Raw genomic sequence first — 18,436 nt, 5'->3', positions numbered from 1 at the left:
AATACTTCAGATAATCATATGGCATCAAACAAGAAATACTGGAAAAGTGTTGAGGAGCTGAAAGAAAATAGCCCTATTGTTGAGACGCTGAAACAAAACGAATTTGTTGAGGAAATTCCAACGGATGATTTCCTTGGGGACAAAGAAACCCTGGAAGCATCATCAACCACACGACGCGATTTCTTAAAATATGTTGGGTTCACAACGGCGGCGGCATCACTTGCTGCATGTGAAGGACCGGTGATCAAATCCATCCCTTATGTGGTGGCACCAGATGAGATCGTACCAGGAGTTGCAAATTACTACGCTTCATCTATTGGTGATGGTTTCGACTTCGCCAATGTCCTTGTAAAAACCCGTGAAGGTCGTCCTATCAAGATCGAGCACAACAATCTGGCTGAAGGCAGCGAAGTGAACTCTCGTGTTCAGGCCTCGGTATTGTCGCTTTACGACAAAAACCGACTTCAATACCCTACAATTAACGGGGAAGAAGCAAGCTGGGAAGATATAGATGCCGGTGTGGTAGCGACTATGAGTCAGATGACCGATAAAGAAGTTGTCTTACTCACACAAACCTTTGCAAGCCCTTCTACTTCAAAACTTATACAGGAGTTTATTGCACAATATCCTAACGTAAGACATGTTGTCTACGATACGGTTTCTTCTTCGGAAGCTGCCGATGCATACCAAAGAAAATACGGAAGCCGCGGTTTAGCAGATTACGATTTCGGTAAAGCTGATGTAATCGTTTCCGTAGGAGCCGATTTCCTTGGCGATTGGCAAGGCGGTGGTTATTCAGTAGGATATATTAAAAACCGTAATCCGAAGAACGGAAAAATGTCACGTCACTTCCAGTTCGAAGCGAATATGACACTTTCTGGAGCCAATGCTGATGTTCGAGTACCCGTTACTCCATCAGAACAGGAAGCTGTACTAAGAGCGTTGACCGGTGGCAGCATGTCTGGTCTTCCTGAAAATGTTGCAGAAGCCGTTCGCAAAGCGAAGGCTGAACTTGACGCAGCGGGTACAAACGGGGTGATCGTAACCGGGATTTCAACGGTTGCAGCACAAACAGCAGTACTTGAGTACAACGACGCAAAAGGAAGTGTTGCTATGGATTCGGCAAAACCCCGACTTACATCCATGGGAAATACTGCTGAAGTAACTGCCGTGATGAACGGTGTGATTTCAGGAAGTATCAAAGGTTTGATTACCGTAGGTGTGGATCCCGTGTATTCCTTCCCGAATGCAGCTTTTGCAGATGCATACAAGAATCTTGAGATGTCGATTGCATTCTCCATGAAGGAAGATGCAACCGCTTCTTTAGCAAAAATGGTGGCAGCGACTCCTCACTACCTTGAGAGTTGGGGAGATATTCAAACGAAAAAGGGAAGCTTTGGATTGACACAGCCAACTATTCGCCCACTATTTAATACAAGACAATTCCAGGAATGTCTTCTGAAATGGACCGAAAATTCAAAAACATACTACGAATACCTTCGCGAGAATTGGGAAACCAACATTTTAGGCGGAGCTTCATGGAATCAGGCACTTCAGGATGGTGTTTACGCCAGCGATGTAGAACTGGAAGTTCTTGAAACTTCTCCTACTCTGAATGCTTTAGAAAGTGCTACTTCAGAAGGAGCAATGCTCACAAATGCTCAGGAAGGTGGAATGGAGCTTACTCTATACACTAAAACTTCAATGGGAGACGGTCAGCAGGCCAATAACCCTTGGCTCCAGGAAATGCCCGATCCTATTTCGCGTGCTACCTGGGACAACTACCTTACTGTTTCAGCTGCCGATGCTGCTACACTTGGATTTGAAAACTTCAATGTGGCCAACGGTGCATTGAACGGAAGCTACGCCAATATTTCGGTAGGAGATGTGACAATTGAAAAAGTACCGGTACTCATCCAGCCAGGGCAGGCGAAAGGGTCTGTTGGATTGGCTTTGGGGTATGGTAAGACACACGCCATTCAGGAAGAAATGCAGACAGGAGTTAATGCCTTTACACTCTACAACAACTTCAATCCTGTTGTGAGAAACGTGAGCATTAGTAAAGCTGAAGGAATTCACGAATTCGCCTGTGTACAATTACAGAATACAATGATGGGTCGCGATATCATTCGTGAGACCACTTTAGAGATATTCAATACAAAGGATGCTGAGGTTTGGAACCCAATGCCAATGGTTTCCAAAGATCACCAGGAAATTCCTGTAACATCGCCCGATGCTGACCTTTGGGATTCATTCGACCGTTCACTTGGACACCACTTTAACCTGTCCATCGATCTTACCGCCTGCACCGGATGCGGTGCTTGTGTGATCGCTTGTCATGCAGAGAACAACGTTCCTGTGGTAGGTAAGGCAGAAATGAGAAAGAGTAGAAATATGCACTGGTTGCGTATAGACAGATATTACTCGAGTCAGGAATCCTTTGCAGATGACTTTGATAAAAAAGATAATATATCCGGACTGGGTAGTTCACTATCTGAGTTTGCTGAATTAGAGCAGGCTTCTGAGAATCCTCAGGTAGCCTTTATGCCGGTTATGTGTCAGCACTGTAACCACGCTCCATGTGAGACAGTATGTCCGGTGGCTGCCACATCTCATGGTCGTCAAGGTCAGAACCACATGGCGTACAACCGATGTGTGGGTACGAGATACTGTGCGAACAACTGTCCTTATAAAGTACGTCGATTCAACTGGTTCCTATATGTAGGGAACGATGAGTTTGACTACAACATGAACAACGACCTTGGTAGAATGGTACTGAACCCTGATGTGGTAGTTCGTTCGAGAGGAGTTATGGAGAAATGTTCTATGTGTATCCAGATGACTCAAAAGACCATTTTGGATGCCAAGCGTGATGGAAGACCTATTAAGGATGGAGAATTCAAAACAGCTTGTTCATCTGCTTGTAGTACGGGAGCGATTGTTTTCGGAGATGTGAATGACCATGATAGTGTGATCTACGAGAAAACAGAAGACGATAGAATGTATCACTTGTTAGAAGCGGTAGGTACCAAGCCTAACGTGATGTATCAGACACAGGTGAGAAACACTAAAGAATCATAAAATAACCAACTAAGTAATAGTATATAAATATGGCGTCGCATTACGAAGCACCTATTAGAAAACCCTTAGTTCTTGGAGAAAAGTCGTACCACGATGTAACGGTGGATGTAGCTGCTCCGGTTGAAGGAAAAGCGAATCGAGCCTGGTGGATCGTTTTCGGAATATCACTGGCCGCTTTCCTTTGGGGAGTTGGATGTATCATTTACACCATTTCCACTGGTATTGGTGTCTGGGGTCTTAATCCAACGGTAAACTGGGCATGGGATATCACTAACTTCGTATGGTGGGTAGGTATTGGTCACGCGGGAACACTGATCTCAGCGGTACTACTTCTATTCCGTCAGAAATGGAGAATGGCAATCAACCGCTCCGCTGAGGCGATGACTATCTTCTCGGTGATCCAGGCGGGATTGTTCCCAATTATACACATGGGTCGTCCATGGTTAGCATACTGGGTATTACCTATCCCTAACCAATTTGGTTCGCTATGGGTAAACTTTAACTCACCACTGCTTTGGGACGTATTTGCGATCTCAACCTATCTATCGGTTTCATTAGTATTCTGGTGGACCGGACTGCTGCCGGATTTCGCTATGATCCGCGACAGGGCTATTACACCATTTACAAAAAGAGTTTACAGCATACTATCCTTCGGATGGAGTGGTAGAGCAAAAGACTGGCAACGATTTGAAGAGGTTTCATTGGTTCTTGCCGGTTTAGCTACACCTCTTGTACTTTCGGTACACACCATTGTATCCTTTGACTTTGCCACATCGGTGATTCCTGGATGGCACACCACCATCTTCCCACCCTACTTCGTTGCGGGTGCGATCTTCTCCGGTTTCGCTATGGTACAAACACTCCTTATTATTATGAGGAAGGTTTCGCATCTCGAGGATTATATCACCATACAGCACATTGAGCTGATGAACATCGTGATCATGATCACTGGTTCTATTGTTGGTGTAGCATATATTACCGAGCTGTTCATAGCCTGGTATTCTGGAGTGGAATACGAACAATACGCCTTCCTGAATCGTGCTACCGGACCTTACTGGTGGGCATACTGGGCGATGATGACCTGTAATGTGTTCTCACCACAGTTCATGTGGTTTAAGAAATTACGTACAAGTATCATGTTCTCCTTCTTTATTTCTATTGTGGTGAACATCGGTATGTGGTTCGAGCGTTTTGTGATCATCGTGACATCCTTGCACCGTGATTACCTTCCGTCTTCATGGACCATGTTCTCACCAACCTTTGTGGATATAGGTATTTTTATCGGAACCATCGGATTCTTCTTCGTATTGTTCCTGTTGTATGCGAGAACCTTCCCGGTAATTGCACAGGCTGAGGTAAAATCTATTCTGAAGGGTTCAGGAGAAGGATATAAGAGATTGAGAGCAGAACACGGTGATGATGTTAAGCATTACACCATGCCAGAAGGAGTAGCTTCAGCGCCAGCACCGGCTAAAGAATCATCTTCGGAAGAGGATCATTCAGAAAAAATACAAGACCTGTTGAGTGGTATCGGAAGTTTCGATCCGGAAACTCAAACAGCAGACGACCTTAAACTGATCAGTGGAGTAGGACCGAAGATGGAAGAAAAATTACATCAACTAGGTATCTACACCTTTGAACAGGTGAGTAAAATGACCGATAAAGAATACGACCTGTTAGACAGCATCCTGGATGAATTCCCAGGCAGAGCGAAAAGAGACGATTGGGCAGGTCAGGCTAATAAACTAAAAAATAATTCATAGCTATGGCATCGAAAGTGATTCACGCTATTTATAACGACGATGATATCCTTCTCCATGCAGTAAAGCAAGTGAGAGGAGAGCACTATCACATCGAGGAGATCTATACGCCATTCCCGGTTCACGGGCTTGAAAAAGCCATGGGTCTTGCGGACACACGTATTGCGATCACCTCCTTCCTTTATGGTTTGGTTGGACTAGCTGTAGCCATAGTGATGATGAATTATATCATGATCCAGGACTGGCCTCAGGACATTGGTGGTAAGCCAAGTTTCAGCTATTTGGAAAACATGCCGGCTTTTGTACCTATCATGTTTGAGATGACAGTATTTTTTGCCGCTCACTTAATGGTAATCACCTTCTATATGAGAAGTAAGTTGTGGCCGTTTAAGAAAGCAGAAAATCCGGATGTTCGTACTACGGACGATCATTTCCTGATGGCGATAGATACCGGAAACCACGACGTGGATGAAATGACAAAATTCCTGTATAACACCGGTGCATTGGAAATTAGTTTAATTGAAAATGACGAAGACGACCACTAATATGAAGAAAGCGATCAACATAAGTATAGTTATTATTGCTTCTCTGGCAATGGTATCCTGTTTTGATTCCAATAATCCGAACTACCAGTATATGCCCAATATGTACGAACCGGTAGGTTACGATACTTACGGTGAATACGAAATATTCGAGAATGAAATGGAAGCAAAACTTCCTGTAGATGGATCCATTCCAAGAGGCTGGATGCCTTACGACTACGAAGACTCGAACGAAGGCCTTGAACTGGCAAGAGCAGAGCTTACAATGACACTTCCTGTAACGGAGGAGAATCTGGCGCGAGGTGCCGAACTATATGACATCTATTGTGCAGTATGCCACGGCGAAAAAGGTGATGGACAAGGAATCCTCATGAAGCGTGAGAAATTCCTTGGGATACCCAGTTATGCGGATCCGGGAAGAAATATTACAGAAGGAAGTATCTATCATGTTCAAATGTACGGATTGAACTCCATGGGGTCTTATGCCTCTCAAACGAACGAATTGGAACGCTGGCAAATTACTCAGCACGTACTGAATCTTAAAGCTGCTCTGAAAGGAGAGGCTGGATTGATAATCGAAACTGTCCCTGAGCAAGCTCAGGAGTCACTCGAAACAATCCTAGAGACAGTAGAGGAGAGTTCTGAAAACCAAGAAGCTAACTAAAGAATTAAGAGAATAGTAAAAGATATGTATACGCTACCCAACAAATTAAAACTGTTCGCAATTATCTTTATGGTAGTTGGGGCTATTGGAATCGTTACCGGTTTTATGATGGCTCCTAAAACAACTTCCGAAGTAAAGGAAATGATGGCTAGTGACCACGGTGATGGTCATGGTGGTGATCACGCAGTGGCGGCCGATTCACACGGCGATAGCCACGGCGAAGCAAGTCATGGTGAAGCAGCTCATGACGATGAGGCTCACTATGAGCACGTGTTGCATCAAATGCAGAACCGTCCCTGGTCTGCACTCTACATTGCATCCTTCTTTTTCTTCATGATCGCTTTGGGTACGCTGGCCTTTTATGCAATTCAATACGCGGCTCAGGCAGGTTGGTCCCCAGTACTATTTAGAGTGATGGAAGGAATTACGGCCTATTTACCTGTAGCATCTATTATCATCATAGTATTATTACTCCTTTCAGGTTTCCATATTAATCATATATTCCACTGGATGGACCCAGAATTGGTAGATCCTAGTAATGAACATTACGATAAACTTATCGCTGGGAAGAGTAGCTTCCTTAATGTGCCGTTTTTCCTAATAAGAGCTGTCATTTTCTTGGGAGGCTGGAACCTGTATCGATGGGTTTCTAGACGCAACTCACTCCGTGACGACAATGCCGAGGATAACCGTTGGTTCAAAAAGAATTTCAAGGCCTCAGCTATGTTCCTTGTATTCTTTATCGTTACTGAATCAATGATGAGCTGGGACTGGATCATGAGTTTCGATCCACACTGGTTCTCTACGCTATTCGGATGGTATGTGTTCGCGGGTATGATGGTAAGCGCTATCACGGTGATTGCCATGGTTACGATTTACCTTAAGTCTAAAGGCTATCTGGAGCATGTTAACGACAGTCACATTCATGACCTGGCTAAATTCATGTTTGGATTCAGTATTTTCTGGACGTATCTTTGGTTCTCACAGTTCATGTTGATCTGGTACTCGAACATTCCAGAGGAGGTAACGTATTTTGTTACTCGTATTGAGGATTATAAACTTCCATTTTTCGGAATGGTAGTGATGAACTTCGTGTTCCCGGTACTGATGCTCATGAATAGCGATTATAAACGCGTAAACTGGTTTGTAATCCTTACCGGTATCGTGATCCTTGCAGGACACTATATCGATGTGTTCAATATGGTGATGCCTGGAACCGTAGGTGCCTCATGGTCTATTGGTATTCCGGAACTTGGATCACTATTCTTTTTCTTTGGACTGTTTATTTTTGTTGTGTTCACGGCACTTACGAAGGCGCCGCTACTCGCGAAACATAATCCGTTCGTTAAGGAAAGTAAACATTTTCATTATTAATAAAATTATAGAAGACAGATAACGATGACCGCATTTTTAGTAGTATTAGTAATTATTCTTTTCGGAGTTGCCGTTATGCAAATGGGTAAGATATTCGAGATGTCCAGACCCGCGACGAATACTTCGGAAATAGCTAACGATAAGGATAATAATACACAGGGTTGGTTAATGCTGGCGATGGTTCTATTCATCTACGCCCTGTCCGCATTTTCTTTCTACGAATGGGGAGATGTACTTCTCCCGGTTTCGGCCTCGGAACACGGGCTGCAAACAGATCAGCTCTTCCTCATCTCGATGATTATTATCTTCGTGGTAGGAATCATTACCCAATGGTTACTGCATTATTTTGCTTTCAAATATCGCGGTCAGAAAAAACAAAAAGCACTTTTTTACGCAGACAACGACCGACTGGAATTCATTTGGACGATCATCCCGGTAATTGTACTTGCTGGATTGATCATTTACGGTCTGTTTACCTGGAGTGATATTATGAATGTGGATGCCGATGAAGATCCGCTCGTGATCGAATTGTATGCATACCAGTTCGACTGGAGAGCTCGCTATTCAGGTGATGATAACACCTTGGGAGAAGCGAATGTTAGACTAATAGAGGGTGTGAATCAATTGGGAGTAGATGCCTCCGATCCGTATGCACAGGACGACAAGATCGTTAACGAACTTCACCTTCCAAAAGGAAGAAAGGTGTTGTTTAAAATGCGTTCTCAGGATGTATTACACTCTGCATATATGCCTCATTTCCGCGCACAGATGAACTGTGTTCCTGGTATGATTACCCAATTCGCCTTCACTCCCAATATGACGACTGCCGATATGAGGGCAGATCCCGAAATGAAGGAAAAGGTGGCCAAGATCAACAAGATCAGAACTGAAAATAACCTCGCCCTGGCAGTAGAAGGTAAAGAGTTACTGGAAATGTACGAATTTGATTATCTTTTGCTTTGTAATAAGATCTGTGGTACCAGCCACTATAACATGCAAATGAAGATTATTGTTGAAGAAGAAGAAGACTTCAACAAATGGATTGCAGAACAACCTACCCTAGCAACAGTATTAAAACAATAAAAAAAATTAGCTTAGAAAGATTATGTCAGCACACGCCGAAGCACACGCAGTAGATCACCACGACGATCACGGACATCATCATAAAGAGACGTTCATAACTAAGTATTTATTTAGTCAGGACCACAAGATGATCTCTAAGCAATACCTGATCACAGGGTTGTTTATGGGTATTATTGGAATTGCAATGTCAATCCTGTTCAGGTTACAACTAGCCTGGCCGGAAGAACCTTTTACAGTTCTTGAAATATTCCTTGGTAAATGGGCCGAAGGAGGAGTTATGGATCCTAGTGTTTATTTAGCACTTGTCACTATACACGGTACCATCATGGTATTCTTCGTGCTAACAGCGGGATTGAGTGGTACGTTTAGCAACCTGTTAATACCGTTGCAGATTGGTGCAAGAGATATGGCCTCAGGTTTCCTGAATATGATCTCTTACTGGTTGTTCTTCCTATCCAGTGTGATCATGGTAATGTCCCTGTTTGTTGAGGCAGGACCAGCTTCTGCCGGATGGACGATCTATCCACCGCTTAGTGCATTACCACAGGCAATTCCGGGTTCAGGAACAGGTATGACCTTATGGCTTGTATCCATGGCGATCTTTATTGCTTCGTCACTTCTTGGATCACTAAATTATATAGTAACCGTATTAAACCTTCGTACGAAAGGTATGTCTATGACACGCCTTCCACTAACGATCTGGGCCTTCTTTGTAACAGCTATTATCGGTGTGGTTTCTTTCCCGGTTCTTCTTTCAGCAGCTTTGATGCTGATCATGGATAGAAGTTTCGGAACATCATTCTTCCTTTCTGATATATATATCGCAGGTGAAGTACTTCACAACCAGGGAGGATCCCCTGTACTCTTTGAACACCTGTTCTGGTTCCTGGGTCACCCAGAAGTTTATATCGTACTACTACCAGCCTTAGGGATCACTTCCGAAGTAATCGCAACAAACGCCAGAAAACCTATCTTCGGATATCGCGCGATGGTAGCTTCAATACTGGCGATCGCATTCCTGTCTACCATTGTATGGGGGCACCATATGTTTATTTCAGGGATGAATCCGTTCCTGGGGTCTGTATTTACATTCACAACCTTGTTGATCGCGATTCCTTCAGCAGTAAAGGCATTTAACTATATCACCACTCTCTGGAAAGGGAATCTCCAGATGAACCCGGCCATGCTATTCTCGATAGCCCTGGTTTCTACCTTCATCACAGGAGGTCTAACAGGGATCATTCTTGGAGACAGTGCACTGGATATTAATGTACACGATACTTACTTTGTAGTGGCACACTTCCACCTTGTAATGGGTATCTCGGCCTTGTATGGTTTATTCGCCGGGGTGTATCACTGGTTCCCGAAAATGTTCCAGGCTAGAATGATGAATAAGAACCTGGGATATGTTCACTTCTGGATCACCGCCGTTGGAGCTTACGGGGTGTTCTTCCCAATGCACTTCATTGGAATGGCTGGTCTGCCAAGAAGGTATTACACCAACACGGCTTTCCCGTATTTCGATGATCTTGCCGACGTGAACGTTGTGATCACTATTTTTGCTATCATTACCGCAGCAGCACAATTGATTTTCCTTTACAACTTTATCCATTCAATGTTCTACGGAAAGAAAGGTCCGAAGAACCCTTGGAAATCGAATACTTTGGAATGGACGGCAGAAGTCAAGCACATCCACGGAAACTGGGATGGCCCGATACCTCATGTACATCGTTGGGCGTACGACTACAGTAAGATGAACAAAGATGAAAGTGACTATGTAATTCCGGGTCAGGATTTTGTTCCGCAACACATACCGTTGCAAGCGAATGAAGAAGAAATGAATCATTAATCGATTGGTACATATAAGAAAAACCCTCTCATGAACGAGAGGGTTTTTTAGTATCTTATCCTTCCTAACCAAGACCTCTTGTTTGAATACCCTAAGGAAAATATTTAAATATTTGCCGCAGGCAGTAGCGGGTAAAGACCAGGAATTTACCAGTGGAAGCATCCGTAAGGCAATCTTCCTTCTTTCGGTTCCGATGGTGCTCGAAATGATGATGGAATCGGTATTCTTCCTGGTAGATGCTTATTTCGTTTCAAGCCTTGGTGCCAATGCTATTGCTACTGTTGGACTCACAGAATCGGTGCTCACGCTTGTATATGCAATATCTATAGGACTGAGCATGGGTGTAACTGCCATTGTTGCCCGCAGGGTAGGAGAAAAAGACGTCCCCGGAGCGGCAAAGTCTGCTGTTCAATCGATATTCCTCGGAATCTTTATCGCCATACTTGTAAGTATCATAGGTATACTTTTCCCGAAGGAAATATTATCACTTATGGGTGGTGAACCCGATCTCATAGCTGAAGGTTACGGATATACACAGATCCTGCTTGGGGGGAATGTAACCATCATGCTGCTGTTTATAATCAATGCGGTATTCCGTGGTGCCGGAGATGCTTCCGTAGCTATGAAGGTGTTGATATTCTCAAATCTGCTTAACATCGTTCTGGACCCTATGTTTATTTTTGGATTTGGTCCTATCCCGGCCTTCGGCGTAAAAGGAGCTGCTATAGCCACGACCATCGGACGAGGAAGTGCGGTCATCCTGCAATTGGTGATATTGTTCTATGGCTGGAGTAGAATCAAGGTTGGTTTCAAGGATTTAGTTTTCAGAGCAGGTATCATGTTGAATTTGGTCCGTGTTTCTTTGGGAGGGATTGGTCAGTTCATAATTGGCACCTCCAGCTGGGTGTTCCTTATGCGTATTATGGCCGAATTCGGAAGTGAAGTATTGGCCGGTTATACTATAGCGATCCGTGTACTCATGTTTACCCTCATGCCTTCCTGGGGAATGAGTAATGCTGCGGCTACTCTGGTGGGTCAGAACCTGGGTGCTAAAAAACCGGACCGGGCAGAAACTTCTGTCTGGAAGACCGGAAAATACAATGCATGGTTTATGGCAGGGGTCTCTGTTTTCTATATGCTCTTTGCTGAAATGATACTTAAGATATTCAGTGACGATCCGTCCGTGATCGAAAATGGTGCGCTCAGTTTAAGAGTGATCGCCGCAGGCTATGTATTCTATGCCTATGGTATGGTGATAATTCAGGCTTTTAATGGAGCCGGAAACACGCGCACCCCAACAATTATAAATTTCTTCTGCTTCTGGCTGTTTCAACTCCCATTTGCCTACCTGGCGGCCATAACTTTCGACCTGGGAGTCCTCGGGGTGTTGCTAGCAATTACCATAGCGGAGATCCTTATCGCCATTATTGGCATTGTTTGGTTCCGAAAGGGAAGGTGGAAAGAAGTTCAGGTTTAGAGAGCAATTTTTTTCACAATTACGTGATTTCACGTATAGGCAAAATTCCTCACAGCACATATCTTTGAAATATTAATACCAGTTTTTGGCAATTTGGGGAGATTGCTACTACATGAAAGCCGTGCGAAAGCAACGGCTTTCGCTTTATATACTTCTTTGGAAGTGATGTATGAATGCTCTTTGTATATTTGTGTTATGAACGAACACCTCGATCCTACCGGAGAACAACTCACCCCACAGGAGCTCGACATTGAAAAGAAATTACGACCCCTTACCTTTGATGATTTTACGGGTCAGGATCAGGCGCTGGAAAATCTACAGATCTTTGTTCAGGCAGCGAATTTAAGAGATGAGGCCCTGGACCATACACTTTTCCACGGACCACCGGGATTAGGAAAGACTACCCTTGCTCACATACTCGCCAATGAACTGGATGTTTCCATCAAGGTAACCTCCGGTCCTGTTTTGGACAAACCCGGAGACCTGGCTGGTTTGCTTACCAACCTGGAAGAAAGAGATGTTTTATTCATTGATGAGATTCACAGATTGAGCCCTATAGTAGAGGAATACCTGTACTCGGCAATGGAGGATTACAAGATCGATATCATGATCGAGACAGGGCCTAACGCGCGTACAGTCCAGATCAATTTAAATCCGTTTACACTCATAGGTGCTACTACCCGTTCGGGACTTCTCACAGCACCCATGCGTGCTCGTTTCGGGATCGCTTCACGACTACAATATTATTCAACAGACCTCCTAACCACCATTGTACAACGCAGCGCTGGTATCCTGAAAGTGCCCATCACTATGGAAGCCGCCATTGAGGTTGCAGGAAGAAGTAGAGGTACCCCAAGGATCGCAAATGCCCTTCTTAGAAGAGTTCGGGATTTTGCGCAGATCAAAGGAGATGGAAACATCGATATAAAAATTGCCAAGTTCGCTTTGGAAGCGCTTCATGTGGATGCTCATGGCCTGGACGAAATGGATAATAAGATCCTTACCACATTGATCGATAAGTTCAAAGGAGGCCCCGTAGGTATTACTACCCTGGCCACAGCAGTTTCCGAAAGCAGCGAGACCATAGAAGAGGTGTACGAACCTTTCCTTATTCAGCAGGGATTCATTATGAGAACTCCGAGGGGCAGAGAAGTAACCGAGGCTGCGTACAAACACCTGGGACGTGTTAAAGGCGGTACCCAAGGCGGCTTGTTTTAGAGGAACGTCCCCCCGAGCGCAGTCGAGGGGTCCGAAGAATTGCTATTAACAAGAAGGTCTCGACTGCGCTCGACCGGACAATCAAATGGCCGAAAAACAACGAGCATATAATTATCCAGACCGCCTGCCGCTCTTAAAATTCTTTCTGAAAGCAGAGAAAATTCGGAAGAACCCAATTCCTTTTCATCGCGAATTCTTTAACACCTATGGAGATACCTTTTCAGTAAAACTGGGAAGGAAAAAATATATTATGCTTTCGAGGGATAAGGACGTAGTGCAATATATTCTTCAGAAGAACCACAAGAATTATTACAAATCGAGCATACAAACCAAATACCTTTCGAAATACCTTGGGATGGGCCTGCTCACGGCAAACGGGCCTTTTTGGTTACGCCAGCGACGATTGATCCAACCCGCATTTCATAAGAAGAAAATGGATAGCCTGGTAGGACTCATGCAGGAAACTATCGAAAAGGAGCTTTACCAACTTCCTACAGGCTGTTCCACTGATGTGTTCCCAATTATGAACCAGTTGGCATTCAATGTGGTTGCTTCATCTTTATTTAATCTTACAGTTGATGAAGACACCTTGAAACGTCTTCAGACAATAATACAGGAGATTCAATTGTTCCTGGTGAAAGAAGTGCGACTACCGCATAAGGGCTGGTGGTTTAACTTAAGCGGCCAGGTAAAGAAACATTTGAACCTGGCAGAGGAGAGCAGGTCCATTATTGGTGGGGTCATCGAGGAACGAAAGACATCCAAAGAAAAACACGACGACCTGCTCGATATGTTACTGGCCACTCGTTACGAGGATACGGGAGAACCAATGAGCACCAAACAGCTCATAGATGAGATATCCATATTGTTTGTGGCAGGTCATGAAACTACGGCCAATGCCCTGGCATTTACTTCCTATTTACTCGCCAGGGACCAGGATGCGCAACAGCGGGTTTTCGAGGAAGTGGATATGGCGCATGAAAAAACTAACAACTCGCTCGAGCAAATAAAACTGCTGCCTTTTACTAGGGCTGTGATCGACGAATCCATGCGATTATATCCTCCGGCCTGGATCACCGACCGTGAGAACCTGGAGGACGATACCATTGGAGATTATCACATCATGAAGAACACCCTGGTAGGTGTTTCATTTTACGAATTACATCGAAATCCTAAGTATTGGAAGGACCCCGAGGAATTTCAACCGGAGCGCTTTCTGGGCGAAAGGCGAAAGGAAACGACAGGTGTATATTTCCCCTTTGGAGCAGGCCCGCGGATGTGCATTGGGATGGGCTTCGCTATTTATGAAATGGTGCTGGCCATAGCATACCTTGTGAAGAATTACGAGCTTAGCACATCGCTAGAAAAACCACAATTGAATCCGCTGATCACGCTTAAACCCGTTGATTTGATGATCGAATTCAAAAATAGAAAGCAATGAATTCGAATACTTCGAAATATACCCAACTCATCAAACAAGAGGCTAAACGCCTGGGCTTTCTTTCCTGCGGGATGAGTAAGGCCGGCTTCCTTGAGGAAGAAGCACCACGCCTGGAAAAATGGCTGAAGCAGAATATGCACGGTGAGATGGGGTATATGGCAAATCATTTCGACAAGCGCCTGGACCCCACTAAGCTTGTTCCCGGTTCCAAAAGTGTGGTTTCCCTATTGTTGAATTACTTTCCGAAGGAAACCCAAAGAGAAGGTAGCTATAAGATCTCCAAGTATGCCTATGGCACAGACTATCACTTCGTGATCAAGGATAAACTCAAGCAGCTACTGCACTTTATCAACGAGGAAATAGGGGAAGTTCACGGAAGAGCATTTGTAGATTCAGCACCAGTGCTGGATAAGGCCTGGGCAGCTAAAAGTGGCTTAGGATGGATGGGTAAACACAGCAATCTTATCAGCAAGCAGGTAGGCTCGTTTTTCTTTATTGCTGAATTGATCATCGACCTGGAATTGGAATACGACAGCCCGGTGACCGATCACTGCGGAAGCTGTACCGCCTGTATCGATGCCTGTCCAACAGAGGCCATAGTAGAACCTTATGTAGTGGACGGGAGTAAGTGTATCTCCTATTTTACCATTGAACTCAAGAACGAGATTCCTTCCGAAATGGCAGGGAAGTTCGACGACTGGATGTTCGGTTGTGATGTCTGCCAGGATGTGTGCCCATGGAACCGTTTCAGTAAGAGTCATAGGGAACCCCTGTTCGATCCTAATCCGGAATTGCTCGAGATGAGTAAGAGCGACTGGGAGGAGATCACTCTGGAAGTATTTCAGAAGATATTCAAGAAAAGTGCGGTAAAACGAACCGGTTTCAATGGGCTACAGCGCAATATTCGGTTCCTGAAAGATTAACGTATATTTTTTCCACAGTTCCACTATACTCGTAACTTTGTTCTTTAGTCTTTTCGATTATGAGCAAGCAAAGTAAACGCCGCGAAGCCCTTTTATATCACGCCAAACCTAAACCTGGTAAGATCCAGGTTGTACCCACTAAGAAATATGCCACACAACGTGACCTCTCGCTGGCGTATTCTCCAGGAGTGGCCGAGCCCTGTCTCGAGATCGACAAAGAGGTGAATAATGTATACCGCTACACCAACAAAGGCAACCTGGTTGCGGTAATTTCCAATGGAACAGCTGTACTCGGCCTGGGTAACATTGGGCCTGAGGCTTCGAAGCCGGTTATGGAAGGGAAGGGGCTGCTCTTCAAGATCTTTGCCGATATTGACGTATTCGATATTGAAGTGAATACCGAGAATATTGATGAATTCGTAGAAACGGTTAAGAATATCGCTCCTACCTTCGGTGGGATCAACCTTGAGGACATCAAGGCTCCCGAGGCTTTTGAGATCGAAAGGCGCTTAAAAGAGGAATTGGATATTCCTGTAATGCACGATGACCAGCACGGAACTGCCATCATTTCTGCCGCAGCCCTGATCAATGCCCTGGAGATCACAGGAAAGGATATTGCCAAGGTCAGGATAGTGATAAGCGGTGCCGGAGCAGCTGCGGTTTCTTGTACCCGGCTGTATGCAGCATTCGGCGCGAATCCGGAAAATATAGTCATGCTGGATAGCAAAGGTGTTATCCGAAAGGATCGTGAAGGCTTAACTCCTGAAAAAACAGAATTTGCAACCGACAGGAAGATCGACACCCTCGATGAGGCCATGAAAGATGCCGATGTCTTTGTTGGCTTGTCTATTGCCGATATTGTCACTCCGGATATGTTGGTTTCCATGGCTAAAGATCCTATTGTCTTTGCCATGGCGAATCCCGATCCCGAGATTGCCTATGACCTTGCGGTGCAAACCAGGGACGATATCATCATGGCAACCGGGAGAAGTGATCACCCGAACCAGGTGAACAATGTGCTTGGTTTTCCATTTATTTTCAGGGGTGCGCTGGATGTGCGGGCTACCAAGATAAATGAAGCGATGAAAATGGCTGCGGTTAAGGCATTGGCAGAGTTAACCAAAGAACCCGTGCCGGAACAGGTAAATATTGCCTACGGGGAAACCCGACTTACCTTCGGAAAGGATTATATCATTCCAAAACCATTCGATCCCCGGCTTATCGCACAGGTACCTCCGGCGGTTGCCAGGGCGGCAATGGAAAGCGGTGTTGCAACTTCGGAAATAACCGATTGGGATGCCTACCAGGATGAGTTGTACGAACGAATGGGTAGTGACAACAAGATCATCAGGCTCATGTATAATCGTGCAAGGATGGATCCGAAGCGAATTGTTTTTGCCGAAGCAGACAGTCTGGACGTGCTGAAGGCCGCTCAACTGGTATTCGAAGAACGCATTGGTGTTCCTATACTTCTAGGCCGACGCACGGTCATCGAGGAACTGATGGCCGAACTTGAATTTGAAGAAGAAGGTGTCCAGATCATCGACCCTAAGAGTGATGAACAATCGGATAAATTAAAAGACTATGCCGAGAAATACTGGAAGCGAAGAAAGCGAAACGGAGTTACGCTCACTGATTCACGACGATTAATGCGGGAACGGAACTATTTTGCGGCCATGATGGTGAACGAAGGTGATGCAGATGCCATGATCTCCGGTTACTCCAGGGCATACCCTGCGGTGTTGCGCCCTGTGCTTGAAACTATTGGTCTTTTTGATGGTGTGAGGAGAGTGGCCACCACAAACATGATGCTTACCAAGCGCGGCCCGATGTTCCTTTCGGATACTTCGATCAATATTGACCCTAGCGCTCACGAATTGGCCAATATAGCACAGATGACCAATTATACCATGAAGTTATTCGGACTGGTGCCAGTGATCGCAATGATCTCATACTCGAATTTCGGATCTTCCAAAGACCACCATGCCCGTAAAGTTCAGGATGCAGTGACGTTGTTACATAAATCCAATCCCGACATGCACGTAGACGGAGAATTGCAGGTAGATTTTGCCCTGAACCCTGTATTACTAAAAGAGAAATTCCCATTCTCAAAGCTGGCTGGCAAGAAAGTAAATGGTCTTATATTTCCCAATCTCGATTCGGCGAATAGCAACTACAAAATGCTTAAGGAACTCAATGCTGTGGAATCTGTGGGCCCAATCATGTTGGGGATGAAAAAACCGGTGCATATTCTGCAACTTGGAGCCAGTGTGGAGGAGATCGTGAACATGGCTGCGGTTGCGGTAATTGATGCGCAGCAAAAGGAAAGAAGAAGGAAGGAAGAAGCGGCCAAAAAAGCTATGAAAAATTAGTATTTACGAGGGATGGCAGATGCAAATAAATATACTATATTTGGGGGCAATTAACTTTTTATTAACGAATGATAACCCATATTCAGGGCAGGCTGATTGAGAAGAATCCAACGGAGGTGATCATAGACTGTAACGGGGTGGGTTATTTCGTGAATATTTCGTTGCACACGTTCTCTCAACTCCCCGAGAGTGAGCATGTAAAATTATACACCCATTTACAGGTGCGGGAAGACTCGCATACACTGTATGGATTTACAGGCAAAACGGAACGCGAAATATTCAGGTTGTTGCTGTCTGTTTCAGGAATTGGGGCTAGTATTGCCAGGACGATGCTTTCGTCTTTGTCACCCCAGCAAGTCATGGAGGCCATCGCTGCCGAAGATGTGGCTACGATACAGTCGGTAAAGGGGATTGGATCTAAAACGGCACAACGAGCTGTGTTGGATCTGAAAGATAAAATTATCAAGGTGTACGGACTGGATGATGTTTCTGTAATATCGAGCAATACGAATAGGAATGAAGCGTTATCAGCATTGGAGACTTTAGGCTTTGCTCGAAAACAGGTTGAGAAAGTGTGTGATAAGATCCTGAAAGAGCAACCCGATGCAAGTGTGGAGGAGATAATAAAACAAGCTTTAAAAAATTTGTAAAC

13 protein-coding genes are annotated in these 18,436 nt (G+C 44.8%); all 13 read left to right on the top strand.

What is annotated here, in order from left to right; translation table 11 throughout:
* Positions 1-18: 18 nt before the first annotated feature.
* The 13 genes from J1N09_RS03475 (at position 19) to ruvA (ending at position 18,434) form a co-directional block, all read left to right on the top strand.
* A complete protein-coding gene (locus tag J1N09_RS03475) occupies positions 19-3,081 on the top strand; it encodes a TAT-variant-translocated molybdopterin oxidoreductase (RefSeq protein ID WP_265198456.1) in 3,063 nt (1,020 codons plus the stop codon).
* Positions 3,082-3,110: 29 nt separating this feature from the next.
* Positions 3,111-4,844, top strand: coding sequence for an NrfD/PsrC family molybdoenzyme membrane anchor subunit (nrfD, locus tag J1N09_RS03470; RefSeq protein WP_265198167.1), 1,734 nt, complete (start codon positions 3,111-3,113; stop codon positions 4,842-4,844).
* Positions 4,845-4,846: 2 nt separating this feature from the next.
* Positions 4,847-5,386, top strand: a complete 540-nt coding sequence (locus J1N09_RS03465; RefSeq protein ID WP_265198165.1) for a DUF3341 domain-containing protein — start codon at positions 4,847-4,849, stop codon at positions 5,384-5,386.
* The gene (locus J1N09_RS03460; protein WP_265198164.1) at positions 5,367-6,047 is read left to right on the top strand and encodes a c-type cytochrome; all 681 of its coding nucleotides are present in this window, start codon (positions 5,367-5,369) and stop codon (positions 6,045-6,047) included. Before J1N09_RS03465 ends, J1N09_RS03460 begins: the two co-directional genes overlap by 20 nt.
* 24 nt (positions 6,048-6,071) lie before the next feature.
* Positions 6,072-7,421, top strand: a complete 1,350-nt coding sequence (locus tag J1N09_RS03455; protein WP_265198162.1) for a quinol:cytochrome C oxidoreductase — start codon at positions 6,072-6,074, stop codon at positions 7,419-7,421.
* A 24-nt stretch (positions 7,422-7,445) separates the two neighbouring features.
* Complete coding sequence (locus J1N09_RS03450) at positions 7,446-8,504, top strand: cytochrome c oxidase subunit II (protein ID WP_265198161.1); 1,059 nt, start codon at positions 7,446-7,448, stop codon at positions 8,502-8,504.
* A gap of 22 nt (positions 8,505-8,526) precedes the next feature.
* Positions 8,527-10,353, top strand: a complete 1,827-nt coding sequence (locus J1N09_RS03445; RefSeq protein ID WP_265198160.1) for a cbb3-type cytochrome c oxidase subunit I — start codon at positions 8,527-8,529, stop codon at positions 10,351-10,353.
* Positions 10,354-10,465: 112 nt separating this feature from the next.
* On the top strand, positions 10,466-11,830 hold the full coding sequence (locus tag J1N09_RS03440; protein WP_265198158.1) for an MATE family efflux transporter: 1,365 nt from the start codon (positions 10,466-10,468) through the stop codon (positions 11,828-11,830).
* Between the two features lie 195 nt (positions 11,831-12,025).
* On the top strand, positions 12,026-13,048 hold the full coding sequence (gene ruvB, locus J1N09_RS03435) for a Holliday junction branch migration DNA helicase RuvB (RefSeq protein ID WP_265198157.1): 1,023 nt from the start codon (positions 12,026-12,028) through the stop codon (positions 13,046-13,048).
* A gap of 85 nt (positions 13,049-13,133) precedes the next feature.
* On the top strand, positions 13,134-14,489 hold the full coding sequence (locus tag J1N09_RS03430; protein ID WP_265198156.1) for a cytochrome P450: 1,356 nt from the start codon (positions 13,134-13,136) through the stop codon (positions 14,487-14,489).
* Positions 14,486-15,412, top strand: coding sequence for a tRNA epoxyqueuosine(34) reductase QueG (queG, locus tag J1N09_RS03425; RefSeq protein ID WP_265198155.1), 927 nt, complete (start codon positions 14,486-14,488; stop codon positions 15,410-15,412). Before J1N09_RS03430 ends, queG begins: the two co-directional genes overlap by 4 nt.
* Before the next feature lie 59 nt (positions 15,413-15,471).
* A complete protein-coding gene (locus tag J1N09_RS03420) occupies positions 15,472-17,784 on the top strand; it encodes an NADP-dependent malic enzyme (protein WP_265198153.1) in 2,313 nt (770 codons plus the stop codon).
* Positions 17,785-17,852: 68 nt separating this feature from the next.
* A complete protein-coding gene (ruvA, locus tag J1N09_RS03415; RefSeq protein WP_265198151.1) occupies positions 17,853-18,434 on the top strand; it encodes a Holliday junction branch migration protein RuvA in 582 nt (193 codons plus the stop codon).
* The last annotated feature ends 2 nt before the right edge of the window (positions 18,435-18,436 follow it).

Origin of the sequence: Aureitalea sp. L0-47, assembly GCF_026126405.1 — a bacterium.
Lineage (GTDB): Bacteria > Bacteroidota > Bacteroidia > Flavobacteriales > Flavobacteriaceae > Pukyongia.
This window is presented reverse-complemented; position numbering and strand designations above follow the sequence as displayed.